Origin of the sequence: Burkholderia sp. Bp9140, from assembly GCF_003853425.1 — a bacterium.
Classification (GTDB): Bacteria; Pseudomonadota; Gammaproteobacteria; order Burkholderiales; family Burkholderiaceae; genus Burkholderia.
This window is the reverse complement of record NZ_QTPQ01000013.1, coordinates 1-25,982: the sequence shown is the minus strand read 5'-3', so window position 1 is coordinate 25,982 and position 25,982 is coordinate 1. Positions and strand designations below refer to the sequence as shown.

Here is a 25,982-nt window from a genome sequence, read left to right as displayed (position 1 = left end):
TCCATGAATTCGCGCGAAACCCGGGGCATGCTGCTCGGCCTCATCGGCGTGATGATCTTCAGCCTGACGCTGCCGATGACGCGGATCGTCGTCTCCGAACTCAATCCGCTGCTCAACGGGCTCGGCCGCGCGCTCGCCGCGGCGGTGCCGGCCGGCCTGCTGCTGTGGTGGCGCCGCGAACGGCTGCCGACGCGCGCGCAGCTGAAAAGCCTCGCGGTCGTATCGGCCGGCGTGATCATCGCGTACCCGGTGTTCTCCGCATGGGCGATGAAAACCGTGCCGGCGTCGCACGGCGCGGTCGTAAACGGGCTGCAGCCGCTGTTCGTCGCGCTGTACGCGGCGTGGCTGTCGCACGAACGGCCGTCGAAGGCGTTCTGGGCCAGCGCGCTGGCGGGCAGCGCGCTCGTGATCGCGTTCGCGCTGCGCGACGGCGGCGGCACCGTGCAGGCCGGCGATGCGCTGATGCTCGTCGCGGTCGGCATCGGCGCGCTCGGCTATGCGGAAGGCGCGCGCCTCGCGCGCCAGATCGGCGGCTGGCAGGTGATCTGCTGGGCGCTCGTCGTGTCGGCGCCGTTCCTCGTGCTGCCGGTCGGCTGGCTCGCGTGGATACAGCACGTCGCGCACCCGGCCCCGCTCGCGCTGCGCACGTGGCTCGCTTTCGGGTACGTGACCCTCTTTTCACAATTCATCGGCTTTTTCGCGTGGTACGCGGGGCTCGCCATGGGCGGCATCGCGCGCGTCGGCCAGGTGCAGCTGCTGCAGATCTTCTTCACGATCGCCTTTTCCGCGCTGCTGTTCGGCGAAACGGTGACGCCGTCGACGTGGCTGTTCGCGGCCGCCGTGATCGCGACCGTGATGCTCGGCCGGCGCTCGGCGGTGGCCACGGCCCCGCGTCCCGCTCGCGCCGGTTGATGAGGTGCGCCATAATGATCGTCTTGCCTGAACGGTTTTGCCCATCCGGCCGCGACGGCCCGATCGCGCTCCCGCATGCCCACCCGGCCGCGTCGACGCGATCTGCCTGACCGACCTTTCTTGACTGACCACGATATCCGAACGAGGAGACTATGAATCCGAGCGACCTGCATCCGCCGCACTGGCAGCTTTCCGAACGCGCCCGCAAGCTGACGAGCTCGGCGATCCGCGAGATCCTGAAGGTCACGGAACGCCCCGAGGTCATCTCGTTCGCAGGCGGCCTGCCCGCTCCCTCGACGTTCCCGGCCGAACGCATGCGCGACGCGGCCGACCGCGTGCTGCGCGATGCGCCCGCCGCCGCACTCCAGTACAGCGCGACCGAAGGCTACCTGCCGCTGCGCGAATGGATCGCCGAGCGCTACAGCGTGCGCGTGTCGCAGGTGCTGATCACGACCGGCTCGCAGCAGGCGCTCGACCTGCTCGGCAAGGCGCTGATCGACCCGGACAGCCCGATCCTCGTCGAAACCCCGACCTACCTCGGCGCGCTGCAGTCGTTCTCGCTGTACGAGCCGCGCTACGTGCAGGTGCCGACCGACGAGCAGGGCCTGCTGCCCGAAGGCCTCACGCCCGACCTCACGCAAGGCGCGCGCCTGCTGTACGCGCAGCCGAACTTCCAGAACCCGACCGGCCGCCGCCTGCCCGTCGAGCGCCGCCGCGCACTCGCCGCGTTCGCGCAGACGAGCCCGTTCCCGGTGCTGGAAGACGACCCGTACGGCGCGCTGAACTACCAGGGCGAGCCGCTGCCGACGATGCTGTCGATGGCGCCGGACCACGTCGTGCACCTTGGCACGTTCTCGAAGGTGCTCGCGCCGGGCCTGCGGATCGGCTACATCATTGCGCCCGAGGAACTCCATTTCAAGCTCGTGCAGGCCAAGCAGGCCACCGACCTGCACACGCCGACGCTCACGCAGCGCATCGCGCACGAAGTGATCAAGGACGGCTTCCTCGACGAGCACATCCCGACCATCCGCCAGCTGTACGGCGCGCAATGCGAAGCGATGCTCGCGTCGCTCGCGCGTCACATGCCGGAAGGCGTCACGTGGAACCGCCCGGACGGCGGGATGTTCATCTGGGTGAACCTGCCCGCGCAGATCGACAGCATGAAGCTGCTCGAGGCCGCGGTCGCCAACCATGTCGCCTTCGTGCCGGGCGCGCCGTTCTTCGCGAACGACCCGCAGCAGAACACGCTGCGCCTGTCGTTCGTGACGGTGCCGCCGGAGAAGATCGAGGAAGGCGTCGCACGCCTCGGCAAGCTGCTGCGCGAGCGTCTCTGATCCCCTTTTTCCCTGTCACGACTCTCTACGAGGAATCGAACACATGGCTAACGTCTACGACAAGCTGAAGTCGCTTGGCATCGAGCTCCCGACCGCCGGCGCACCGGCCGCCGCCTACGTGATGAGCGCGCAAAGCGGCAACACGGTCTACCTGTCGGGCCACATCGCGAAGAAGGACGGCAAGGTCTGGGCCGGCAAGCTCGGCGCCGACCTGCAGACGGAAGACGGCAAGGCGGCCGCGCGCTCGATCGCGATCGACCTGCTCGCGACGCTGCACGCGCACACCGGCGACCTGAACAAGGTCACGCGCATCGTGAAGCTGATGAGCCTCGTCAACTCGACGCTCGACTTCACGGAACAGCACATCGTCACGAACGGCGCGTCGGAACTGATCGCCGACGTGTTCGGCGACGCAGGCAAGCACGCGCGTTCGGCGTTCGGCGTCGCGCAGATTCCGCTCGGCGCGTGCGTCGAGATCGAGCTGATCGCCGAAGTCGCGTGAGTCGCGTAACACGACCGTCACGATGACCCGCCGCCGCGTCCGCTTCAAGCAGGTCGACGTCTTCACGTCGGTGCCGTTCAAGGGCAACCCGCTCGCCGTCGTGTTCGACGCCGACTCGCTCGGCGACGACGACATGCTCGCGATCGCCCGCTGGACGAACCTGTCGGAAACGACGTTCGTGTGCACGCCGACCGATCCGCAGGCCGATTACCGCGTCCGGATCTTCACGCCGGGCGGCGAACTGCCGTTCGCCGGCCACCCGACGCTCGGCACCGCGCACGCGTTCCTGGAAAGCGGCGCGCGGCCGCGCACGCCGGGCCGGCTGATCCAGCAATGCGGGGTCGGCCGGGTCGAACTGCGCGATCAGGCCGATGGCTGGGCATTTGCCGCGCCGCCGGCGCGGTTCACGCCGCTCGACCGTTCGGACTACCCGGCGCTGGCGGCCGCGTTGCGCAGCGACGCGATCGATCCGGATGCCGAACCGTGCGCGGTCGACAACGGCGCGCCGTGGCTCGTCGTGCGGCTCGCGTCGGCCGAGGCCTGCCTCGGCCTCGCACCCGATCCGGCCGCGCTCGAGGCCATCACCCACCGCTACGGCGCGCACGGTCTCGCGGCGTACGCGCCCCACCCCGACGGCGGCCCCGCGACGTTCGAAATTCGCTGCCTGATGACGGGCGGCGGTTTCGGCACCGGCGAGGATCCCGTCACCGGCAGCGCGAACGCCGCGCTGGCCGGGCTGCTGAGCCGCCAGCAGCGCCGCCCCGGCACGTCCTATACGGCCCGCCAGGGCACGGCGATCGGCCGCGACGGCCGCATTGCCGTCCGCTATGACGACGACGGCACGATCTGGATCGGCGGCCACGTCGTGACGATCGTGGACGGCACGTTCCAGGCACCCGTCTGACGTTTCGCCATGTGCGATGGCGCCGGCCCGGCCGGCGCCCTACGGTTCCCCCGGCTATCGCAAAAACGTTCCAGCCAGTAATATCGGGCCTAATCCGTCGCTTCGGCGGGTCTGTCCATGGTTGCGCATCCCGCGAACGAACAGACGCCGGTGCGACCCCAACCACAGCCGCCCATCCTGAGAGGGTGGCGCACGCGAGCAGGACGCCGCCCTCTTCGATGAGCTCCGCCCGGTCAAACCACACGCCGCCGAACCGACCGCTACGCGCGCCGCGCAAGTCGCGCCGCCGCGCGCTGTTCGCGATCCCGCTGCTCGGGATGCTGGCGCTCGCGCTGCTGTGGGCGGTGATCATCGCGCGGCTGTCGGTCGAAAAGGACAGCGCGTACAAGGAAGCGGCGGCATCCGCGGCGATCCTGTCGTCCGCGCTCGAACAGCACACGGTCAAGGCGATCCACCAGGTCGACCAGATCACCCGCTTCGTCAAGTTCGAATTCGAGAAATCGCCTGCGCGCTTCAACCTCGCGAGCACGGTCGAAAAAGGCGTCGTGCCGAGCGACACGCTGATCCAGGTCTCGCTCGTCAACGCGAAGGGCATCCTGTTCGCGAACACGGCCGAACGCCATCCGCATCCGATCAACCTGGCCGACCGCGAGCACTTCAAGGTCCACCTCGCGCACAACGACGACCGCCTGTACATCAGCAAGCCCGTGCTCGGCCGCGTGTCGAGCCACTGGACGCTGCAGATGACGCGGCGCCTGAACAACCCGGACGGCAGCTTCGCGGGCATCGTCGTCGTGTCGGAAGACCCGAGCTACTTCACGAACGACTTCTACAACAACGCGGCGATCGGCAAGGAAGGCGTGATCTCCGTCGTGTCGGACACGGGTGCCGTGCTCGCGCGGCGCACCGGCTCGCTCAACAACGCACCGGGTGCGTTCTCCGCATCGGGCGTCTACCCGATCGCCGAGCGCGTGACGGGCACGATCATCGACCCGATCGACGGCGTGACGCGCATCGTGTCGTACCGCCACCTCGACGGCTACCCGCTCGCGGTGATGGTCGGGCTGTCGCAGACCGAGGAATTCGCGGACTACTACCACACGCGCAACGTCTACCTGCTGATGACGAGCTTCATCACGCTCGCGATGCTCGCGTTCTTCAGCGTCGCGACGGGGCTGATCGGCAAGCTGCTCGGCCGCGAGCGCGAGATGACCCAGCTCGCCGAATACGACCTGCTCACCGGCCTCGCGAACCGCTACGCGACGCTGCGCGGGCTGCGCAACGACGTGGCGATGCCGGCCAGCCTGTCGCGGCTCGGCCTGCTGTTCATCGACCTCGACAATTTCAAGACCGTCAACGACACGCTCGGCCACAACGCGGGCGACATCGTGCTGCAGATGACCGCGTCGCGCCTGTCGGATGCCGTCGGCGACGAAGGATCGCTCGCGCGCATCGGCGGCGACGAGTTCGTGGTCGTGATGAAGGGCGACGACGTGGAACGGCGCGCGGTGCGGCTCGCGGAAGCGATCATCCGGATGTTCGGCGCGCCGTTCGACGTGCGCGGCAGTTCGTTCGTGCTGCACGCGAGCATCGGCATCGCGCTGCACACCGTTGCGAACGAAAGCGAGATCGATCTGCTGAAGAAGGCCGACCTCGCGATGTACAGCGCGAAGGACGCCGGCAAGAACTGCTATCAGTTCTACGCGCCGCACCTGTCGCACCGCGCGGACCACCTGATGCGCTGGGAACAGCAATTGCGCGTCGCGCTCGCCGAAGGGCAGCTGTTTCTCGCGTACCAGCCGAAGATCGACCTGACGCACCGCACGATCACCGGCTTCGAGGCGCTCGCACGCTGGGACCACCCCGAGCACGGGATCATCTCCGCGAACGAATTCATTTCGATCGCCGAATCGACGGGCCTGATCGTGCCGATCGGCGACTTCGTGATCCGCACCGCGTGCGCGCAGATCGCGCGCTGGCGCGACGACGGCCACGACACGCTGACGCTCGCGATCAACATCTCGCCGGTGCAGTTCTGGCGCGGCGACCTGATCGAGACGATTTCGCAGGCGCTGCAGGACACCGGCATCGACGCGAACCGCCTCGAACTCGAGATCACCGAGACCGCGATGATGGAATATCCGGAGCTCGTGTCCGAGAAGATCGTCGCGCTGAAGAAGCTCGGCATCCGGATCGCCCTCGACGATTTCGGCACCGGCTATTCGTCGCTGTCGTACCTGCATCGGTTCTCCGTCGATACGCTGAAGGTCGACCGCTCGTTCGTGCAGGCGATCCCGAACGATCGCAGCGTGTGCGTGATGGTGTCGTCGATCGTGCATCTCGCGCGCTCGCTCGGCCTGACGGTGGTCGTCGAAGGCACCGAAACCGAGGAGCAGGTCGCGTGGCTGTCCGCGCTCGGCGAGATCGAAGCCCAGGGCTTCCTGTTCTCGCGCCCCGTGCCGGCCGACGCGATCCCCGCGCTGATCGCGCGCTTCGGCGTGCGCGGCGACCGGCCGAACGTCCTCACGCACCGCGCAACCGGCAGCACGGGCGCCTGAGCCCGCAACACGCACCGCACGTGTTGCGCGGCACACCGATTGTTTCGGCTTCCAATCCGGTTGTTTAGTTCGTTTACTAGCGTTTTCGCGCATGGCAGTGTCACGATGCCCGGTGGACAATCGGGAGGGCCATCGCGTCGGCGGGCCGCCGGCACATCCCCCCATGCGTGAGACCAGGCCCAGCACCAACTGCACAATCATGACCACCGTCGAAGTCGAAGCGGCCGAACGTGTCGAACAGGCACAGGCATCCCTGTGGACCTTGTTCAAGGTCATCGCCGGCATTTCCGCCGTCTCGTGGGGCGGGCTCTCGATGATGGCGCAGCTCGAACGCCATTACGTCGACCGGTTCCAGCGCATCGAACCGCACGTCTTCGCCGATCTCGTCGCACTCGCGTGGCTCGTGCCGGGCCCCGTCGGCTGCAATGTCGCGGTACAGGTCGGCCAGACGCTGCACGGCCGCACCGGCGCGTGGGTTGCCGGCATCGCGAGCGTGCTGCCGTTCTCCATCCTGATGACGCTGTTCGCGATCTTCTACCGCACGCCGCTCGTGCGCTCGCTCGCCGCGCCGATGCTGATCAATCACTTCGGGATGGTGCTTGCCGCGCTGATCGGCGTCACGTGGCTCAGGCAGCTGCGCACGCTCGCGCGCACGCGGCTCGAACAGCTGATTGCCGCGCTATCGACGATTCTGCTTGCTTTCGCGCATAGTCCGGCCGCTTTCGTCGGGATTCTGTTCGCTGCGTTTGCAGCCGGCTGGCTCACGGGGCCGCCGCAGGACGACACGGTCGATTTCACGCTATCGAAGCGTGACCGCAACCTGCTCGTGCTGCTGGCGATTCTCGTCGCGCTGTTCGCGTTGCCGCTGCCCGGCGACTACCAGATGACGCTGCTGTGGCCGCGGCTCGCCGGCGCCGGCATGACGCTGTTCGGCGGCGGCTTCTCCGCGCTGCCCGTGCTCAAGACGCTGTTCGTGTCGCCGGCAACCGGCATCTCCGATCACGACTTCACGCTCGCGTTCGCGCTGTCGCCGGTGTCGCCCGGACCGCTGCTGAACGTCGTGCCGTTTCTCGGCTACCTGACCGACGGCTGGGTCGGCGCGCTGCTCGCGACCGCCGCGCTGTTCATTCCGTCGGGATGCCTCGTCGTGTTTGCGCACAACCACCTGCTCCGGCTCAAGCGCCATTCGCGCTTCGAGCACGGAATGCGCCTGCTGCGTGCGGCGACCACGGGCTTTCTCGTCGTCGCCGTCGTGAAGATCCTGCATCGCGAACCGGCCGATGCCGTCTATTGGGTCACGGGCGCCTTTGCGACGCTGTGCTTCGCGCGCTTCAAGGTGCCCGTGTATGCCGTCTACGGTGCGGTCGCGATCGCGTGCGGCGTATGGCTGTGGGCGGCCGCGCACTGACGACCGGCCCCGGCCCCGATCGCGGCCATCGCCGGCCGCTTGCCGCTCAGCCCGCCTGCACCGCGACGCGGCGTGCGGCCCAGCGTGCCCGCAGCGCGTCGTACGCGAGGTTGAAGCAGAACGTGTAAGGCAGGAAGAACAGCACGATGCCGAGGTCGAGCAGCAGCGCCTCGACGAGGCTCACGTCCAGCCACCACGCGGCGACGGGCACCACCATCGCGACGAGGCCGAGCTCGAACGCGAGCGCATGCGCGATCCGCATGCCGAGCGTGCGCGTGAGGCCCGCGCGCCGCTCGAAACGGTCGAACAGCGTGTTGAACGTCATGTTCCAGGCCATCGCGATCAGCGACACCATCACCGTCAGCACGCCGACGTGCGACACCGGCATGTCGAGCAGCCACGCGCCGATCGGCGCGCAAAGCGCGATCGCCACCAGCTCGAACGTCAGCGCGTGAACGAGGCGTTCCGCCACCGTTTTGTTCGTATGTTTCATGATTCCCTCCGATGCGTTTGTCCAGCTCATGCCGGCCATTTTGATCGGCAAGACCGTACGAATCCAGTTTGTTATCATCGGTTTTACCGATATAACACCATGAGGTCCGCCGCGTGCGCCACGCCCCCGAAGCCCTGCTCGCCTTCGCCGAAGCCGCGCTGCTCGGCTCGTTCACGGCCGCCGCGCGCAAGCTCGGCAAACGCCAGTCGACGGTGTCCGAAGCGATCGCGAACCTCGAGATCGACCTCGGCGTGCAGCTGTTCGACCGCTCGACGCGCACGCCGACGCTGACCGATGCCGGCCGCGCGCTGCTGCCTCAGGTGCAGCGCGCGCTGGAGGCCGGCGCGGCGATCGACCGCACCGCCGCGCGGCTCGCGCAGGGCGAGGAAGCGCGGCTGACGCTCGTCGTGTCCGATACGTATCAGTCGAAGCGTTACGAGGAAACGTTGATGGCGCTCGAGGGGCGCTTTCCGGCGCTCGAACTCGAATGCCAGATCGCCGAGCACGAGGACGTGCTCGACCTGATCCAGCAGGGCCGCGCCCAGCTCGGGTTGATGGCCGCGCGCGCCGTCTACCCGCCCGATATCGGCGCGGCGACGGTGGCGGAGGAATCGGAGATCGGTCTGTTCGTCGGGCGCACGCACGCGCTGGCGGCGTACGGCGACGCCGACGTGCCGCATGCCGCGTTGCGCGACGCGCGCGAGCTGCGGCTCAACACGTACGTGAAACCGGAGGATCGCGGCGCCGACGACCGGATCGTCGTCGGCACGCAGCGCTGGCTCGCGCCGAGCTATCTGATGCTGCTGGAGATGGCCGTGCTGGGGTTCGGCTGGGCCGAGCTGCCGCGCTGGATGGTCGAGCACTTCGCGCGCGACCGGCTGTGCGAGCTGCGCTCGCGCGGCTGGCCGCGCCGCGTCAGGGTCGATGCGGTCTGGTCGCGCAACCGGCCGCTCGGCCCGGCTGGCGCGTGGCTGCTCGACGCGATGCTGGCCGCCTAGCGGCGCGCGACACCGCGCCTGCCGCGGGCGCCGGCCGGCGCCGCAAGGTCAGCGATGCGTGATCACAGGCCGCGCGACAGCACGGCCGCGCCGATCGTCACGACGCCGAGCACGAGGTTGACGACGACGAGCAGGCGCACCGCGTTCACGGCGCGCGCGCCATCGGGCCAGTTCTGCGCCTGCACCGCACGGCGGATGCGCGGGAACAGCGCGAAGCGGATATGGCCGAAGATCAGCATCATCACGACGCCGAGCCCCGCCATCGCATGCAGCGTCCACGTCGCGTGCGCGCCGCCGAATTCCATCAGCAGGAACCCGCCGGACAGCAGGATCACGATCACCGAGCCCGACACCCAGTTGAAGAAACGGCCGAACACACCCTCGATCAGCGGCAGCCGGAGCTGCGGCGTCAGGTCGGACAGCGCCGGACGCAGGCAGAAGTTCGCGAAGACCATCCCGCCCACCCACACGGCGACGGCCAGCAGATGAAGAAACAGCGCGACGGCAACAGCGTGGGACATGGCGGCAATCCTGTTATGGGTTGAATGCAACGAACAGCCGCGTCACGCGCGGTCTCGAGCGACGTTCGACCGGCGGACCGCCGCTCGGTTCAGGCCCCTGGCGGCATTTCACAATATTTTGCAAGTTCCGTGTGACGGCGCCACGCTCGCTTACCTGAATGCGTCGCCCCAAAAAGAACAGGCCGCCCCTCCCGCCGAAGCGGAGGGGCGGCCTGCGATGGCGGTCGCCCCGGCGACCGGACGCGACGTCAGCCGAGCAGCGGACGCAGTTCGTTGACGACCTTGAGCTTCGTCTCCGGTGCGCGGCCCTTGCGTGCGCGCTTGCCGACGTGCGGCGCGAGCCCCGCATACGACAGCGTCTCGTCCTGCACCTTGCCGCCGCGGCCGGTGCCGGTCAGCACGACGCCGGCCGGATCGATCGCGAGCGCCTGCACGAGCGTTTCCTTGTCGTCGAGCGCCATCAGGATCACGCCGCGGCCGCCGCCGGACAGCGTCTTCATCTCGTCCATCCCGAACACCAGCAGCCGGCCGCCGCTCGACAGACAGGCGACCTGCGTCGCGTTCGGCAGCACGGGCATCGGCGCGAGCGGCACCGCGCCCGTAGCTGCGCCCGCATCGATCGTCATGAACGCCTTGCCGGCCTTCACGCGGCTCACCATGTCGCCGACCTTCGCGAGGAAGCCGAAGCCGTTGCTCGACGCGAGCAGCAGTTGCTGGTCGGCCGGCGCCGCGTAGTAGTGCATCAGGTGCGAGCCCGATTCGAGCTCGATCAGCGACGTCACCGGCACGCCGTCGCCGCGCCCGCCCGGCAGCACCGACACGTCGACCGAGTACACGCGGCCGCTGCTGCCCCACGCGATCAGGCGATCCGGCGTGCGGCACTGGAACGCCGCGTACAGGTGGTCGCCGGCCTTGAACGTGAAGCCGGCCGGGTCGAGCCCGTGGCCCTTCAGCGCACGCACCCAGCCCTTCTGCGACACGACGACCGTCACCGGCTCGTCGACGACCTTCGCCTCGAACGTCGCGCGCTTTTCCTGCTGGATCAGCGTGCGGCGATCGTCGCCGTACTGCTTCGCGTCGGCCTCGATCTCCTTGATCATCAGCCGCTTCATCGCGCTTTCGTTCGCGAGCAGTTCCTCGAGCTTCGCCTTCTCGTCGCGCAGCGCGTCGAGTTCCTTCTCGATCTTGATCTTCTCGAGCCGCGCGAGCTGACGCAGGCGGATTTCGAGGATGTCTTCCGCCTGGCGGTCGGTGAGGCCGAACGCGCTCATCAGCGCGGCCTTCGGCTCGTCCGCCTCGCGGATGATGCGGATCACCTCGTCGATGTTCAGGAAGACGATCATCCGCCCTTCGAGGATGTGGATGCGGTCGTCGACCTTCGCGAGGCGATGGCGGCACCGGCGCGTCATCGTCAGCTGGCGGAACTTCACCCATTCGTCGAGGATCGTCAGCAGGCCCTTCTGGCCCGGCCGGCCGTCGGCGCCGATCATCACGAGGTTCAGCGTCGCGTTCGACTCGAGGCTCGTGTACGCGAGCAGCGTGTTCACGAATTCCGTCTGGTCGATCGTGCGCGACTTCGGCTCGAACACGAGCCGCACCGCCGCTTCCTTGCCCGACTCGTCGCGCACCGCGTCGAGCAGGTCGAGCATCGCCTTCTTGGTATTGAGCTGTTCGGGCGTCAGCGTCTTCTTGCCGAGCTTGAGCTTCGGGTTGGTGAGCTCCTCGATTTCCTCGAGCACCTTCTGGCCCGACGTGTTCGGCGGAAGCTCGGTGACGACCAGTTGCCACTGGCCGCGCGCGAGATCCTCGATCTTCCAGCGCGCGCGCACCTTCAGGCTGCCGCGGCCGGTCTCATAGGCCGCCGCGATCTCGGTGTCGCTCGAGATGATCTGGCCGCCGCCGGGGAAGTCCGGGCCCGGGATCAGGCTCACCAGCTCCGCGTGCGAGAGCTTCGGATTGCGGATCAAGGCGACCGCCGCCGCCGCGACCTCGCGCAGGTTGTGCGACGGGATTTCGGTGGCGAGACCGACCGCGATGCCCGACGCACCGTTCAGCAGCACGAACGGCATGCGGCTCGGCAGCGTCTTCGGTTCCTCGAACGAGCCGTCGTAGTTCGGCATGAAGTCGACCGTGCCCTGGTCGATCTCGTCGAGCAGCAGCTTCGAGATCGGCGTGAGCCGCGCTTCGGTGTATCGCATCGCCGCCGCGCCGTCGCCGTCGCGCGAGCCGAAGTTACCCTGCCCGTCGATCAGCGGATAGCGCAACGAGAAATCCTGTGCGAGACGCACGAGCGCGTCGTACGCCGACTGGTCGCCGTGCGGGTGGTATTTACCGAGCACGTCGCCGACCACGCGCGCCGACTTCACCGGCTTCGCGTCCGGGCCGAGGCCCATTTCGTTCATCGCGAACAGGATCCGGCGCTGCACCGGCTTCTGGCCGTCGCACACGTCGGGCAGCGCGCGGCTCTTCACGACGCTGACCGCGTAGCTGAGGTACGCCTGCTCCGCGTAGTTGCCGAGCGTCAGCGCGTCGCTCTCGGGCGCGTCGGGGCTGGCAAAGAGATCGGAAGTGTTGTCGTCCATCTGAATTCCGTATTCGTAAGTGGCGTGAGGCCGGGCCGGGCGTCATGCCCGGCCGCGCGGGTTCCCGGCTTAGATGTCCGCTTCGACGTCGTTGCCCTTTTCCTCGAGCCAGCCGCGCCGCGCGGCTGCCTCGCCCTTGCCCATCAGCATCGTCATGCGCGCGACGGTCGCCTCGTAGTCGAGCTCGCCGAGCTTCACCGGCATCAGGCGGCGCGTGTCGGGGTTCATCGTCGTGTCCCACAGCTGCTCCGCGCTCATTTCGCCGAGGCCCTTGAAGCGGCTGATGCTCCACTGGGTCTCGCGCACGCCGTCCTTGCGCAGCTTGTCGAGGATCGCTTCCAGCTCGCCGTCGTCGAGCGCATAGAGCTTCTGCGCGGCCTTCTTGCCGCGCGCCGGCGCGTCGACGCGGAACAGCGGCGGCCGCGCGACGCACACATGGCCGCGCTCGATCAGTTGCGGGAAATGCTTGAAGAACAGCGTGAGCAGCAGCACCTGGATGTGCGAGCCGTCGACGTCCGCGTCCGACAGGATGCAGATCTTGCCGTAGCGCAGGTTCGACAGGTCGACGCTTTCATCCGGGCTGTGCGGATCGACACCGATCGCGACCGAGATGTCGTGCACCTCGTTGTTCGCGAACAGGCGGTCGCGCTCGGTTTCCCACGTGTTCAGCACCTTGCCGCGCAGCGGCAGGATCGCCTGGTACTCCTTGTCGCGGCCCATCTTCGCGGAACCGCCCGCCGAATCGCCCTCGACGAGGAACAGTTCGTTGCGCGCGATATCTTCCGTCTCGCAATCGGTCAGCTTGCCGGGCAGCACCGCGACGCCCGAGCTCTTGCGCTTCTCGACCTTCTGGCCCGCGCGCGTGCGCGCCTGCGCCTGCTTGATCACGAGTTCGGCGAGCTTCTTGCCGAGCTCGACGTGCTGGTTCAGCCACAGTTCGAGCGCCGGACGCGAGAACGACGACACGAGCTTCACCGCATCGCGGCTGTTCAGGCGTTCCTTGATCTGTCCCTGGAACTGCGGATCGAGCACCTTCGCGGACAGCACGAACGACACGCGCGCGAACACGTCTTCCGCGAGGAGCTTCACGCCCTTCGGCTGCAGGTTGTGCAGTTCGACGAAGCTCTTCACCGCCTGGTAGAGACCGTCGCGCAGGCCCGACTCGTGCGTGCCGCCGGCCGGCGTCGGGATCAGGTTCACGTACGACTCGCGCACGAGCGAACCTTCCTCGCTCCATGCGACAACCCACGACGCGCCCTCGCCCTCGGCGAAGGTTTCGTCGGTCGAACGCGCATCGGCGAAGCGCTCGCCCTCGAACAGCGGGATCAGCAGCTCGCTGCCGTTCATCTCGTCGAGCAGATAGCCGCGCAGGCCGTCCTCGTACTTCCACACCTGGCGCTCGCCGGTCTTCTCGTTGACGAGCACGACCTCGACGCCCGGCAGCAGCACGGCCTTCGAGCGCAGCAGGCGCTGCAGCTCGCCGAGCGGCAGGTTCGGCGAATCGAAATACTTCGGATTCGGCCACACCTGCACGCGCGTGCCGGACTTCTTCTCGCCGCGGCCCGCGCCCTGCGTCGCGAGCGGTTTCACGACATCACCGTCGGCGAAGCCGAGCTCGGCGATCTTGCCGTCGCGCCAGACCGTCACGTCGAGACGCGTCGCGAGTGCGTTCGTCACCGATACGCCGACGCCGTGCAGGCCGCCCGAGAACGTGTACGCGCCGCCGGCGGCCTTGTCGAACTTGCCGCCCGCGTGCAGGCGCGTGAACACGATCTCGACGACCGGCACGCCTTCCTCGGGGTGCATGCCGAACGGGATGCCGCGGCCGTCGTCCTCGACCGACACCGACTGATCGGCGTGCAGCGTGACCGTGATCTGCTTGCCGTAGCCGCCGAGCGCCTCGTCGGACGCGTTGTCGATGACTTCCTGGATGATGTGCAGCGGATTTTCGGTACGGGTGTACATGCCGGGCCGCTGCTTGACCGGCTCGAGGCCCTTGAGCACCTTGATCGATGCTTCGCTATAGGCCGCGCTGGGCTTCTTCGTTGACATAGGCGCTGAATTTCGTCATTCATCGGGACGTTGTCCACACCTCGTGTGGATAACGTCGTGGACAAAACGTTGAGTTCCGTAAAAAAGCGAATCGAAACAACGGTGTGCTTGGACTGCTCCGAAAGCGGGCGCGCGGCATGCGCCGCGCGGCCCGGGACGCGCGGTATTTTACTGGTTCCGCGTGACGCGCCGTTGCAAGATCATTCGCACCACGCGCGGTGCGTCAGACCGGCTTGCGCTTCGCCTCGAGCGTCTCCCACCGCTCGAGCGCGGCAAGGAGCTCGTCGTCGATCGCCGCGAACCGCTCGGTCAGGCGCGTGCCTTCCTGCGGATCCTTCGCAAAGATCGAGCCGTCCTCGAGCCGCGCGTTGATCGTCTTCTGTTCGTCCTCGAGCGCCGCGATCTTCTCCGGCAGCGCATCGAGTTCGCGCTGCTCGTTGAACGACAGCTTCACCGTGCGCTGCGCGTTGCGGCCGGCCGCGCTCTTCGCCGCATCTTCCTTGACCGGCGCCGCTTCCTTCACCGCGCGCTTCGCCGCTTCCTGCTGCGCGAGCTGCTGCGAACGCTCGCTCTGGATCTGCCAGTCGGTGAAGCCGCCGACGTATTCGCGCCACTTGCCGTCGCCCTCGGCCGCGATCACCGACGTGACGACGTTATCGAGGAACGCGCGATCGTGGCTGACGAGCAGCACCGTGCCGTCGTAGTCGGCCAGCAGCTCTTCGAGCAGTTCGAGCGTCGGGATGTCGAGGTCGTTGGTCGGTTCGTCGAGCACCAGCACGTTGGCTGGACGCGCGAACAGGCGCGCGAGCAGCAGCCGGTTGCGCTCGCCGCCCGACAGCGACTTAACCGGCGAGCGCGCGCGTTCCGGCGCGAACAGGAAGTCGCCGAGATAGCTCATCACGTGCTTGCGCACGCCGCCGATCTCGACCCATTCGCTACCGGGGCTGATGGTGTCGGCCAGGCTCTTTTCCTGGTCGAGCTGCGCGCGCATCTGGTCGAAATACGCGACCTGCAGGTTCGTGCCGGTGCGCACCGTGCCCGCGTCGAGCTTCAGCTCGCCCAGGATCAGCTTGAGCAGCGTGGTCTTGCCGGCGCCGTTCGGGCCGACGAAACCGATCTTGTCGCCGCGCATGACCGTCGTCGAGAAGGTGTCGACGACCGTGCGATCGCCGTAGCGCTTCGTCACGTCCGTCAGCTCCGCGACGATCTTGCCCGACTTCTCGCCCTGCGCGACGTCGAGTTTCACGTTGCCCTGCGAATTGCGGCGCTCCGCGCGCTCGTTGCGCATCTGCACGAGCCGCGCGATGCGCCCGACGCTGCGCGTGCGGCGCGCCTCGACGCCCTTGCGGATCCAGACCTCTTCCTGCGCGAGCAGCTTGTCGAACTTCTCGTTTTCGACGCGCTCGACTTCGAGCTGCTGCGCCTTGCGCGTCTGGTAGGCCGAGAAATTGCCCGGGTACGACAACAGCCGGCCGCGATCGAGCTCGACGATGCGCGTCGCGACGCGGTCGAGGAACGCGCGATCGTGGGTGATGAACAGCAGGCCCGCGCGCTGCGCGACCAGCAGTTCTTCCAGCCAGCGGATGCCGTCGAAGTCGAGGTGGTTGGTCGGTTCGTCGAGCAGCAGCACGTCGGGCTGCAGAACCAGCGCACGCGCCAATGCGACACGCTTCTGCATCCCGCCCGACAGCGCGTCGACGCGCGCGTCGCCGTCCGTCAGGCCGATCTGCGCGAGCGTCATCGACACGCGCGTGCGCCAGTTCCACGCGTCGTGCGCGTCGAGCGACGACTGCAGCGCGTTCATCCGCGCGAGCAGCGCGTCGTGCTCGGCGCCTTCCGGTGTTTCCGCGAGGCGGTGCGCGATCGAATCGTATTCCTCGAGCACTTCGCGCGTGTGCGTGAGCCCCGATGCCACGGCGTCGAACACGGTCGCGCCGGGTTCGAATTCGGGCTCCTGCGGCACGTAGACGGTCACGAGCTCCTGCTGGCGCGTGATCAGCCCGTCATCGGGTTTCGCGAGCGCGGCGACGATCTTCAGCAGCGACGACTTGCCCGCGCCGTTGCGGCCGATCAGGCCGACGCGCTCGCCGGCCTCCAGCGAGAAGTCCGCGTGATCGAGCAACGCGACGTGACCGAACGCGAGTTGCGCGCCGGTAATGGAATAAAGCGACATGGGGAGACGGCGAAGAGAGAAATCGGAAGCGCCCATTGTACCGGTGGCGGACGCCTGCGCCGGGATGGCCGGATGGACTAGGCTGATGCGCGGTTCTTTTTGTGCCGTGGCGGCATGTCGGCGCGCACCCGACGGATGGGCCGGCATGGCGTGCTTCGGCGTTGCAGAGCGCCGGGGCGACGGGCATCCGGCCGCAGCTTCCCGGCCGGGCGCCCGCATGTGCGAGGAGCGATTACTTCACGTTGACCGTGATCGTCGAGTTCAGGTCGGGACCGTACGAACGGTGCGCACCGTCGCCGAGCTGCAGCGTCAGCGTGTGCTGGCCGGGCGGCAGCTTCACGTCGGTTTCGGTCTGGGCCTTGCCGAAGTGCAGCGAATGGTCGGTGGCGGGGATCACGTCGCTCTTCGGCACCGGCTTGCCGTCGATCAGCAGGTGATGGTGGCCGGTGTCCGGCGTCATGTCGCCGGCTGGCTTGAGGCCCATGCCTTCGAGACCGAACTTCACGTGCACGGGGCTCGATACCGTCGCGCCGTCCTTCGGCTCGACGAAGAACACGCGCGCCTCCGCACGCGCGAGCGTCGACACGGCCAGTGCCGCGACACACACCGCACCCGCGATCCACTTCTTGTTGAGCATCGTTTTCTCCTTCAGATGAAAGGCCCACGAAGCATACACTGCATGCCCGGCACGCGCGATGACGGCCGTTGTTCGCGATGCGTACATTTAAAACGACGTTGCGCAGGCGTTCGGCGAAATTCCGGTAACATTGCGCCTTTCGTCCGCCGGCCACGCCGCGGGCGACATTGCCGACTTTCATCATCCCGAGCGCCACATGAGCGAAGTAATCGAATACCAGAGCTGGGTCTGCCTGATTTGCGGGTGGGTCTACAACGAAGCGGAAGGCCTGCCCGACGAGGGCATCCCCGCCGGCACCCGTTTCGCCGACATTCCCGCCGACTGGCGCTGCCCGCTGTGCGACGTGGGCAAGGAAGATTTCGTCGTCGTCGATTTCTGATTCCGGTTTCCGGACACGACCGAGCACGCGCGCCACGCATCGGTGCGCATTCCGTCCGCCGATGCGCCGCGCGTTTGCTATACTCTGCGCGCTGTCCACTTCGCCGTCCCGATCGCGTCTTTTGCACGCGGAATCGCGGACATGGCTCTCCCCGTAGTTCAATGGATAGAACAAGCGCCTCCTAAGCGCTAGATACAGGTTCGATTCCTGTCGGGGGGACCAGCCAAGCCCCAAACCATCCCCAAGATTCACAAGAAATCCCCCGCTCAAGCCCGTCTGTCGGACCTCTAGCTCACATCGTTACCCAAGGTTGCTCAGTGACAGCCGGAGAAAGTGTTGGTATTTTTGTTGGTATCAGCCGATACCAACAACACAGATACCAACAATGCCTCTCACTGACGTGCAGGTACGGAACGCGAAGGCCAGCGCGGCTCCGTACAAACTCACGGACGGCAACGGAATGTTCTTGCTCGTCCAACCGAACGGCGCGAAGTACTGGCGCTTCTCATACCGCTTCCTTGGCAAGCAGAAGACGCTCGCCCTCGGCGTCTATCCGGCCGTCACGCTCGCGACGGCACGGAAAAAACGCGACGAGGCCCGCGAGCAGATCGCGGCCGGCGTCGATCCGGGCGAGGCGAAGAAGGATGCGAAACGGGCCGCCGAAATCGCGGCGGCAAACTCGTTCGAAGCGGTAGCGCGCGAGTGGTTCGACTCCCAGCGTCCGGGCTGGAGCGACGGCTACGCGGGGAAGGTGCTGAATTCGCTTGAGGTCGACGTGTTCCCGAAGATCGGTCCTCGCCCGATCGCGGAGATCGACTCACCGCAGATGCTCAGCATCGTTCGCGAAGTCGAGGCACGCGGCGTGCGCGAGACGGCGAAGCGGATCCTCCAGCGCTCTCGCGCGGTCTTCCAGTACGGGATCATGACCGGGCGATGCTCCAGGAATCCGGCGGCCGACATCGATGCGCAGACGGTCTTGAAGAAGGGTCCCGGCGTGCAGCACATGGCCCGCGTCAAGGCGACGGAGATTCCGCAGCTCATGCGAGACATCGACGCTTACCAAGGCGACCTAGTCACCCGGCTCGCGCTCCGCCTGATGGCGCTGACCTTCGTGCGGACAACAGAAATGATCCGAGCGGAATGGTCAGAGTTTGACGAAGCCGCCGCAGAATGGCGCGTGCCTCCTGAACGCATGAAGATGCGCGATCCGCACATCGTGCCGCTATCGCGGCAGGCACTCGACGTGCTCGCCCAGCTCCGCGCGCTCAACGGACAGCATCGATTCGTGTTCTACAGCGTGCAAGGCCGGAGCCACATTTCGAACAACACCATGCTCTACGCGCTCTATCGCATGGGCTACAAGTCGCGGATGACGGGACACGGCTTTCGCGGGCTGGCAGCTACGGCTCTGCGCGAGTTCGGCTTCGGCCGCGACGTTGTAGAGCGCCAGATGGCACACGCCGAACGCAATCAAGTGACGGCGGCGTACGTCCACGCTGAATATCTGCCGGAGCGCAGGCGCATGATGCAAGTGTGGGGAGATCACCTCGACAAACTCAAAGCCGGTGCGGAAATCATCCCGATCGCGGCGGCAAGATAGAGCCTTGCCGCCACACGTATGAGTCAGCGTCAGATCAGGTCCGAGATCGCTTGGCCGTCACGTCATCGAGGGCCGTGATCGACCCTCGGCCGTAATATTGAAGTACGCCCTAAACGGCGGCCGTCGCTTCATTTCTTCCAGACTGTCGGCCCCAGTTGCAAGGGGAGCGCCTTAACGATCTCAATAAACGCTTCCAATTCCGTCGCGGGCGACTTCCACACATACGACTTCAAGAGCTCCGGCACCGCACCGACCTTTCCCTCACTGTCCGCGAGAACCAACGTAACGATAGAGAATCGATCCCCCTTCCGCCGCTTCTCCTGGATTGCATAGTTGACCTCGGTAGCAAGATATCCGCTATCCACATAGTTTGGCGTTACGAAGAAAACCGCAGCGCAGGAACTCTTGAAACCTGCCGACAGTGCCCGTTCAAGCTCAGCACCCGCGACCATGGCCTCCTCGTCCAGCCATGGCTCAAACCCAACCACCTCCAATGCTGCCTTGAATCTCCGAATCACGGGCTTATCGACACCCTTGTGACTCAGGAAAATTTTTCTTTCCATTTTTTCCCTCACAATTTCCGGCGTAATCACGAACTTAACGTACGTCCGATCCTCTTCTCGATCAAACACACGCTCCCGCCGGATGTCGTGGTCCATTTCGAGCTCGAAATCCCCACTCAACCAACTTTCAGTTTCGTAACCGGGGAAGAAGTCTTTGAACTTGTCCGAACGGAACAACCAAGCCCCCCTGTCGAGACGAAGCCACTCGACCGAATTTTCCGCGAGCACCTCTGCAATAATTTTGCTTGCTTCCTTGGTAGTCGCTCTATGAAAAATGGGCAAACTAATCGTTATTCCGTCCTCGGTATATGCGCCACCCATAGGACCGAGGTCCTCCCATTTGACGGCCCCTCCGACAATAAGGTGACAAGCGATGAATTTCATTCGTTCAGGATCCTGTCTTCACTGGTGCAGTTATCGGCATTTCATATGATGCCACGCGAGCAGCCGCTGACTGATACGAAACCGATACCCGAACGTCAGCCCCATGCCCGAGTGAAACGACACTTTATCGCCAATATGAGTCAGACGATCTGGCGCTACCAGCCCCTTATGCCCCCCTTGCCGCGCACCTCCCACCGATTTTTCAGAGTTGCCTCCGCACTACCGCCCCCCCTGCATTTCGGTATGAATATGACCCCCCTTAGGCGCGCTGGGAGTAGAAAAAACACGCGGGTGTGAGCCCCCGCGTCGTTGCCCTAGACGCAGGGTCCCCCGCTTTCCGGCCGCCCCGACACTTGCGGCCGCCGTAACAATGCCCGTTCGGGGCGCATTGCGGACACCCCCTTGAAAACACGTTGTTGACACCCTTCGAATCCCGGAGAGCCGCGCCCCGTCTGGCTTTGCCGTCGACGCAGACAGTCGACGCCTGTCCACTCAGTGCAAAACGAGTTGGAGATTTGGAGATAAACGCCTGAATCGGCCGCAAAGCCTTATGGGGTAAGGCTTCGCGTGTCTCCAAACGATTTGGAGAACGCTGGAGATACTGGAGATAAACCAGCCCGGATTGTTACGGTGGCGGAAAGATTCGCGGCAACCGTCGGCCCGGTTCCGTCTGGAGCGGATCGCTCAAAGTAACTTTGACGCGCGGGCCAAAATGGCCGCGCAAACGAATGCCCGCCACCGCCCTCCCGGACGGCGGCGGCGTCTTTCACAGTTCGAGTGTGAAGATGGACGGAAGCACGCGATAGACCATGAACTTGCCGTGACCGGGGATGTATTCCTGCCGGTACGGGTAGCCGTCGCTGCGCGGCATCAGCACGCCCCGCTTCATCAGTGCCTTGGCGACGATCTTGTGATCGAAGCCGGCGCACACGTCCTTGCGGAACACGGCCGCTTCGATCAGGTATTCCGTCTCGACGCTTTCGGCATCGTCGGCGCTCATCTTGCCACCGAACTCGGCGTAATACTCGCGATCGGATGCGATGGGCGTGCGTCGCTCGTCGCGCTTCACATGCTGCTTGAAGCCCGCTCGATGCGGCACGTTCGGCCGATGGTCGTCCTGCGCCCGGTTCATCCATACGAAACGGTTGTCGCCGTGTGCGGCGAGGAAATGCTGTACCTGCCGCACGGCTTCGGCCTCGTCCGAATTGCCCGTCCCGCCGCGCAGTTCGAGCCAGCCTTCGAAGCAGCGACGCGCGGCCTCGACCGCTTCGCCCTGCGGCCAGCCAGTCAGCCCGTGCGCGGTGGCCAGCTCGCCGGCCACCGCAACGAGGCAGAACCGCTTCGCGACGCGAGCGACCTGCGAATGCGAGCCGTCCGGCACCCATTGCCCGACCAGCTCGTCGACGCGCACACGCAGATGCTCGGCCAGCTCGCCGGCCTGCGACGAGGCCCACTCGATGAACGCGGGGCCGGCCGTGCCGTAGTGCATGCCGGCGTGCCGCTCTAGATGCTCGATCAGCGCGGCCGGCGTCGGAAAGCCGTGCAGCTTCTCCACGACGCCCATTTCGCCGACCTCGGCCGGGATCGCGGGCAAGCGCACCTCAATACCGCCTTTCATTGGCTTGTTACCCTCGGCCATCAGCGCGGACACGCTCTTTTCCCCATTCGACAGGAACAGCAGCCGCCACGTGAGGACGGGTTTGGCCGAGCCGCTACGCGAGGCGCGGGCCTTGCCCGACTCGTTCGCGAGCATGTAGATCACGTCTCCAACCAAGCGCGGCTCGACCTGCCCGATTTCATCGAGGATCAGCAGCGCGTCGCTATGCTGCGTGGCGACGGCTTCGAGCGCGTTGTCGGTCGCCTTCCAGCTCCGCACATAGTCCGGCGAGCCGAATACGGACGCGGCGATGACGCCGCCCGTCGACTTGCCCTTGGACGTCGTGCCGAGCAAGTGAAAGCCGCCCGACTGAAGCCCGGAGAAGTGCAGCAGCGGACCAGCGAAGGCGGTAGCGACGCAGAACAGCAGGCGGCTATTGCCGACGCAGTAGGCCGCGACCTCGCGTTGCCAGTCGTCCAGCGTGCCGCGCTCCTTGAACTGGCTCTGGATCGGCGTGTCGGCCTGATAGATCAACGCCTCTTTGCCGGTGCCGATGACGCGATCGGGCAGCACGAACGCGCCGTGATGCCAGCCGACGCGCGGCACGCAGCGCACGCGCTCGTCCGGCTGCGCCATCTGCACATAGTTCGCGATCTGCGTGCGGGCGATCTGCGTCACGCCGAGCTTCACGCCCATATCGAGCAGCATGCGACGCAGCTCCGTACCGTCGCCGGCAAAGAGGCCAGCCGGCACCGCCCACCGTTTCAGGATGCCATCGCGATCAGTGAATTCGAGCAGGTAGCCCCACTCGCTGTTCATCTCGTTCCGGGTCTCGGCAATCACGTCAATGCGCGTACTGACCCAATGCGGCGGGAGCGGATCGCCCTGATTGTTGAAGCCGTGAAACCACACGCCCTTGTCGTCGACGACGAACCGCGACTTGCCGTCCTGCGCGCGGGCCGTTTTCGGACGCTTGGCGGGCTTCGCGGCGGGCGGTGCGGCCTTGCCCTTGCCGGTATCCGACGAGCCGGCCGGCGCGAGCGCAGCACGCACGGCAGCAGCCACCGAATCCGGGCCGAGGTGCGCAGCCAGGTCGTTGAAGTCCGTCCCGTTCGCCGGGCGGTTCGAACCGAAGTCGGGCACGGCGACGATGCCGGCGACGGCCTCGGCCGCCGCGCGAGCCTTCGTCAAGCCCGGATTGCCCTTCGTCGTGTGGTCGTCGTCGGCGCACACGACGATGCGGGCGTCCGGATACTGGCCGCGCAGCGCCGTCGCGACCGCGTGCAGGTTGCCGGCGTCAAACGCGACGGCGGCCGGATAGCCGGTCGCGGCCGCGAGCGTCGCGCACGTGGCGTAACCCTCGCCAATCAGCAGCGTGGACGGCGAGGAAGATAGCGGACCGCCGATCAACGAAAAGCAGCCCGCCTTGCGGCCGTTCGGCAGATAGCGTTTCTGGCCGTCCGTCAGGACGAACTCCAGCGTCCACAGCTTGCCGTCCGCGTCACGCGCCGGGATGACGAGGGCGCCGTCGCATGCGGCCGTGCCGATGCACAAGCCGCCGCGATAGATGCGCAGCGCGTCGACCGGGATGCGCTTGCGAACGAGGTACGGGTGATCGGCCGGCGCTGGCTCGGCCGCCGACCAGATCGATTCCGCGAGCGTCGACGCGGCTTGCTGCTTCTCGTTCAGTTCGGCCAGCTTGGCCGCTTCGCGGGCCGCGCGCTCGGCCTTCTGCCGCTCGCGCTCCGCTGGATCGACGGGCTTGGCTCGATGCGCACGCGGATCGAAGCCGCCGTGTTTGGCAAGGTGGAACAGCGTGTTGATGGTGATCTTGCCGCCCTTGAACGACTTCCACACATCGCGCGCGTCCTTGCCGTTGTAGTTTTGCGCGCCTTGGCTCCATTCGTTCCAGAGGGCGAAGCCCTCCTCGCCAAACTCGGCCTTAAGCGCCATCCCCACCTGACTCCACGTGTCGCGGTCGTCGGGCGGAACATAGCCGAGTGCGACTCTCGCCCGCTCGAATTCGGACATGGGTGCGTTACTCATAGGTTCCCACTGGACGCGCGTCGGTCGGCTTCCGATTAGTAGTCCATATCGGGCAAGCAGCTACCCGACGCGCGAAGAATTGAAGATGCGATGCCTAGCGGCGGACCGTCAGCCTGCCGCGCGAGGCACCGACAGAACGGCCCCGCCGGCCGTGACGTCGTTGCTGTAGACGTAGCGGCCGAGCCGCGACTCGCCAAGGGCGTCGTTGGCCGCCTCCAGTGCCGCGCCGATCGACGGCAGGGACGCGCGGAACAGGCTCAGCACAAGCCAGTAGTCGTCATCGGACATGGCCTTATCGGCCGCCCAATGCAGGCTGTCGAGCAGCTCCATTGCATCGCTGATCCGCGTCCCGATACGGTTGAGATCGGGGCGGTTCACCTCGGCCACGAAGTGCGACGCGAGCGGTTGCACGGCATTCTTGTTCGTCTTTGCCATGACCGCCCCTCAGTGCGTCGTGCGCGGTTCGCGCGTAACGAGGCCGAGCGCCGCAAACAGGTGCTGTTGTACGCGGCCCATCAGCCCGGCCGCGAATGCTTGGCGGCTGATCGTCACGCGGTGCGCGTCGACGTCGCCCGCGTCCTGCATGGCGGCTTCCATGCCGCGCGCGAACGCAGCCGCTTGATGCGCCGCATAGTCATGCAGCCGCACGTCGCCTTTCAGGTCGAGCCATGCGTCGGCGCAGACCGCGCCCAGGTCGACGGCGAATTGCAGCTCGATCGGTGCGCCCGTATCCAGCGGCGGCGCATTGTCGAAGCCATTGATAACCGCGGTTCGGATGCGCTGGTCAGTCATGGCACGCCTCCGGTTGCGCGGTACGGCGCATTTCGGCCGAGTACCGGCTCGCGACGCCTTGCCCCATGTCGACGAGCGCGCGCTCGTAGGTGCCCTCCGGAAGATGCGAGCGGACAGCATCGAACAGCGCTTCTAGCTGGGCGAACTGATGGGCCGCACACATTGCGATCATCGTGACTTCGTTCGGCAGGCGGAATTTAGACATGGCGCACCTCCAGAATCGACGCGAGGAGTTGCCCGACATCAATCGTGCAATCCAGCTCCGCTTCGCCGCGAATCGGCGTGAGGTTCCAGTCCTGGACGGCTGCATGCGTGAACTCGCCGAATCGCCGGTCGTAGACGCTGCGTCCCGTGACGGGGCCGCCCAAGATCCGCACGCGCCAATCGTGATCGGGCGTCGGACGAGCCGATGCCACCTCAACCAGCATACCGATGCGAGCGCGAGCGTCGCACTTCGTGACGATCGCCAGATCGCCAATCTTGCAGCGCAGCTCAGCCATGACGCACCTCCGCACGGACGAGCGCTGCGATCGCGGCCAGTGCTGCACCGGTCGCATCGAGCGCGTCTTGATACGTGCCGGCGGTTGCTGCGTCGCGCAGTGCTGCGCGAACGATGGATTGAATGAGGTGGGATTGCTGCCCGGTACGGGCGTGCGGCGACTGGCGCATTGGGTGCGACCTCCTTGGACGGGTTGACGAACCCGGTCCCCGCTGTCAATCGGGGTGGCCGGGCACATGGCAGGGTTGACAGACCGGCGTCCAAGGGAACCGGCGTGCGCGAACGCACCCCCACCAAGGCCCGACCATAGAAGGCACAAGGTGTACGGACGTAAAAAAACCGCGCGAAGGCGGTTGTCCGCCTTGGAACTATTCCGGCTGTCACCCCGGGCCGCTGTTGTCTCAGCGACACGCACAGGATACTGCGCACCGCCAGGATGCGCAAATCGAGGAAGGGACGGACCAGCACAGCGGCGTAACGCGGCCGACTCACCGGGCCAGCCACCACGGCAAAGTGACTTTGGCACGACGTCATGCCGGAGCCTTTGGATCGAGCATGAAAACCGCGTGCTTGAGGAGTTCGACCGCGCGCTTGGCACGCGTCGGCATACGTTCGGCGTCGCGCTCGAATACGGTGGCCGCCGCCGCGATCCAACAAGCAGCCTCGCGTCGACCTTCGTCCACGCAGCACGCGTGCGCTTCGGCAAATCGCTCGCGCTGGCGCTCCAACTCGCTTTCATAAAAGGCCGCATCTGCTTGCTTCTTGGTTTCGCGCGCGGCAACGCGCATGCTCGTAACGTCCACGGTATTCGCCATTACGCGCCCTCCGTCACGTCGCCCGCCACATCGGCAGAGCGGTAAGTCAACGGGTCGGCCATCCAGCGATGAATCTCTCTGTTCGACCAGACGGTGCAGCGCTGCGTCAAACGACGTGCACGCGGAAACCGCCCTTCCAGCTCACGTTGCCGAACGGTCGTAAGCGGCCAGCCAACGCATCTTGACGAGCGAGTTTAGGCGGCGGTCGAGACAGGCTGCCAGCGATGCGGCAG

General features: G+C 66.3%; 24 protein-coding genes and 1 tRNA gene. 10 read left to right on the top strand and 15 right to left on the bottom strand.

Going from position 1 to position 25,982, the window contains the following annotated elements; translation table 11 throughout:
- Positions 1 to 3 precede the first annotated feature (3 nt).
- From DIE21_RS12905 to DIE21_RS12880, 6 genes are all read left to right on the top strand, one after another.
- Complete coding sequence (locus DIE21_RS12905) at positions 4 to 912, top strand: DMT family transporter (RefSeq protein ID WP_124498080.1); 909 nt, start codon at positions 4 to 6, stop codon at positions 910 to 912.
- A 152-nt stretch (positions 913 to 1,064) separates the two neighbouring features.
- Positions 1,065 to 2,246 (top strand): PLP-dependent aminotransferase family protein, encoded by a 1,182-nt coding sequence (locus tag DIE21_RS12900; RefSeq protein ID WP_124498079.1) that lies wholly within the window; start codon positions 1,065 to 1,067, stop codon positions 2,244 to 2,246.
- Positions 2,247 to 2,280: 34 nt separating this feature from the next.
- Positions 2,281 to 2,748 carry a RidA family protein gene (locus DIE21_RS12895; protein WP_409364633.1) on the top strand — a complete coding sequence of 156 codons (468 nt, stop codon included), beginning with the start codon at positions 2,281 to 2,283 and terminating at the stop codon, positions 2,746 to 2,748.
- 22 nt (positions 2,749 to 2,770) lie between these two features.
- The gene (locus DIE21_RS12890) at positions 2,771 to 3,652 is read left to right on the top strand and encodes a PhzF family phenazine biosynthesis protein (protein ID WP_124498077.1); all 882 of its coding nucleotides are present in this window, start codon (positions 2,771 to 2,773) and stop codon (positions 3,650 to 3,652) included.
- A 218-nt stretch (positions 3,653 to 3,870) separates the two neighbouring features.
- Positions 3,871 to 6,210 (top strand): EAL domain-containing protein, encoded by a 2,340-nt coding sequence (locus tag DIE21_RS12885; protein WP_124498076.1) that lies wholly within the window; start codon positions 3,871 to 3,873, stop codon positions 6,208 to 6,210.
- A gap of 199 nt (positions 6,211 to 6,409) precedes the next feature.
- Positions 6,410 to 7,618 (top strand): chromate transporter, encoded by a 1,209-nt coding sequence (locus tag DIE21_RS12880; RefSeq protein ID WP_124498075.1) that lies wholly within the window; start codon positions 6,410 to 6,412, stop codon positions 7,616 to 7,618.
- 46 nt (positions 7,619 to 7,664) lie between these two features.
- On the opposite strand, the gene DIE21_RS12875 is transcribed toward DIE21_RS12880, so the two are convergent.
- Positions 7,665 to 8,111 carry a multidrug/biocide efflux PACE transporter gene (locus DIE21_RS12875; RefSeq protein ID WP_124498074.1) on the bottom strand — a complete coding sequence of 149 codons (447 nt, stop codon included), beginning with the start codon at positions 8,109 to 8,111 and terminating at the stop codon, positions 7,665 to 7,667.
- Positions 8,112 to 8,224: 113 nt separating this feature from the next.
- Here DIE21_RS12875 and DIE21_RS12870 point away from each other — a divergent pair, with 113 nt between their 5' ends.
- A complete protein-coding gene (locus DIE21_RS12870; RefSeq protein WP_124498073.1) occupies positions 8,225 to 9,109 on the top strand; it encodes a LysR family transcriptional regulator in 885 nt (294 codons plus the stop codon).
- Between the two features lie 62 nt (positions 9,110 to 9,171).
- On the opposite strand, the gene DIE21_RS12865 is transcribed toward DIE21_RS12870, so the two are convergent.
- The 5 genes from DIE21_RS12865 to DIE21_RS12840 form a co-directional block, all read right to left on the bottom strand.
- On the bottom strand, positions 9,172 to 9,630 hold the full coding sequence (locus DIE21_RS12865; RefSeq protein ID WP_124498072.1) for a CopD family protein: 459 nt from the start codon (positions 9,628 to 9,630) through the stop codon (positions 9,172 to 9,174).
- Between the two features lie 248 nt (positions 9,631 to 9,878).
- Positions 9,879 to 12,212 carry a DNA topoisomerase IV subunit A gene (parC, locus tag DIE21_RS12860; protein ID WP_124498071.1) on the bottom strand — a complete coding sequence of 778 codons (2,334 nt, stop codon included), beginning with the start codon at positions 12,210 to 12,212 and terminating at the stop codon, positions 9,879 to 9,881.
- 69 nt (positions 12,213 to 12,281) lie between these two features.
- Positions 12,282 to 14,264 (bottom strand): DNA topoisomerase IV subunit B, encoded by a 1,983-nt coding sequence (locus DIE21_RS12855; protein WP_124498070.1) that lies wholly within the window; start codon positions 14,262 to 14,264, stop codon positions 12,282 to 12,284.
- Positions 14,265 to 14,487: 223 nt separating this feature from the next.
- Positions 14,488 to 16,473 carry an ATP-binding cassette domain-containing protein gene (locus tag DIE21_RS12850; RefSeq protein ID WP_185642767.1) on the bottom strand — a complete coding sequence of 662 codons (1,986 nt, stop codon included), beginning with the start codon at positions 16,471 to 16,473 and terminating at the stop codon, positions 14,488 to 14,490.
- A gap of 196 nt (positions 16,474 to 16,669) precedes the next feature.
- Complete coding sequence (locus tag DIE21_RS12840; protein ID WP_124498068.1) at positions 16,670 to 17,074, bottom strand: DUF4399 domain-containing protein; 405 nt, start codon at positions 17,072 to 17,074, stop codon at positions 16,670 to 16,672.
- 196 nt (positions 17,075 to 17,270) lie between these two features.
- Here DIE21_RS12840 and DIE21_RS12835 point away from each other — a divergent pair, with 196 nt between their 5' ends.
- The 3 genes from DIE21_RS12835 to DIE21_RS12825 all read left to right on the top strand — a co-directional run bounded on the left by DIE21_RS12835 (position 17,271) and on the right by DIE21_RS12825 (position 19,053).
- Entirely contained in the window at positions 17,271 to 17,453 is a 183-nt protein-coding gene (locus tag DIE21_RS12835; protein WP_012364402.1) for a rubredoxin, read from the top strand.
- Between the two features lie 147 nt (positions 17,454 to 17,600).
- Positions 17,601 to 17,675, top strand: a tRNA-Arg gene (locus DIE21_RS12830).
- A 163-nt stretch (positions 17,676 to 17,838) separates the two neighbouring features.
- Positions 17,839 to 19,053 (top strand): phage integrase central domain-containing protein, encoded by a 1,215-nt coding sequence (locus DIE21_RS12825; RefSeq protein ID WP_124498067.1) that lies wholly within the window; start codon positions 17,839 to 17,841, stop codon positions 19,051 to 19,053.
- Positions 19,054 to 19,181: 128 nt separating this feature from the next.
- On the opposite strand, the gene DIE21_RS37505 is transcribed toward DIE21_RS12825, so the two are convergent.
- From DIE21_RS37505 to DIE21_RS12775, 9 genes are all read right to left on the bottom strand, one after another.
- Positions 19,182 to 20,000, bottom strand: coding sequence for a toll/interleukin-1 receptor domain-containing protein (locus DIE21_RS37505; RefSeq protein WP_221622372.1), 819 nt, complete (start codon positions 19,998 to 20,000; stop codon positions 19,182 to 19,184).
- A gap of 766 nt (positions 20,001 to 20,766) precedes the next feature.
- Complete coding sequence (locus tag DIE21_RS12815; protein WP_185642766.1) at positions 20,767 to 23,628, bottom strand: DUF927 domain-containing protein; 2,862 nt, start codon at positions 23,626 to 23,628, stop codon at positions 20,767 to 20,769.
- Positions 23,629 to 23,751: 123 nt separating this feature from the next.
- The gene (locus DIE21_RS12810; protein ID WP_124498065.1) at positions 23,752 to 24,078 is read right to left on the bottom strand and encodes a hypothetical protein; all 327 of its coding nucleotides are present in this window, start codon (positions 24,076 to 24,078) and stop codon (positions 23,752 to 23,754) included.
- Positions 24,079 to 24,087: 9 nt separating this feature from the next.
- Positions 24,088 to 24,435, bottom strand: coding sequence for a hypothetical protein (locus tag DIE21_RS12805; RefSeq protein WP_124498064.1), 348 nt, complete (start codon positions 24,433 to 24,435; stop codon positions 24,088 to 24,090).
- The gene (locus DIE21_RS12800) at positions 24,428 to 24,640 is read right to left on the bottom strand and encodes a hypothetical protein (RefSeq protein ID WP_124498063.1); all 213 of its coding nucleotides are present in this window, start codon (positions 24,638 to 24,640) and stop codon (positions 24,428 to 24,430) included. The genes DIE21_RS12805 and DIE21_RS12800 overlap by 8 nt, the downstream gene beginning before the upstream one ends.
- On the bottom strand, positions 24,633 to 24,935 hold the full coding sequence (locus tag DIE21_RS12795) for a hypothetical protein (protein WP_124498188.1): 303 nt from the start codon (positions 24,933 to 24,935) through the stop codon (positions 24,633 to 24,635). Before DIE21_RS12795 ends, DIE21_RS12800 begins: the two co-directional genes overlap by 8 nt.
- Positions 24,928 to 25,104, bottom strand: coding sequence for a hypothetical protein (locus DIE21_RS12790; protein ID WP_124498062.1), 177 nt, complete (start codon positions 25,102 to 25,104; stop codon positions 24,928 to 24,930). Before DIE21_RS12790 ends, DIE21_RS12795 begins: the two co-directional genes overlap by 8 nt.
- Before the next feature lie 360 nt (positions 25,105 to 25,464).
- The gene (locus DIE21_RS12780; protein WP_124498061.1) at positions 25,465 to 25,749 is read right to left on the bottom strand and encodes a hypothetical protein; all 285 of its coding nucleotides are present in this window, start codon (positions 25,747 to 25,749) and stop codon (positions 25,465 to 25,467) included.
- On the bottom strand, positions 25,749 to 25,889 hold the full coding sequence (locus tag DIE21_RS12775; RefSeq protein WP_124498187.1) for an AlpA family phage regulatory protein: 141 nt from the start codon (positions 25,887 to 25,889) through the stop codon (positions 25,749 to 25,751). Before DIE21_RS12775 ends, DIE21_RS12780 begins: the two co-directional genes overlap by 1 nt.
- Between the last annotated feature and the right edge of the window lie 93 nt (positions 25,890 to 25,982).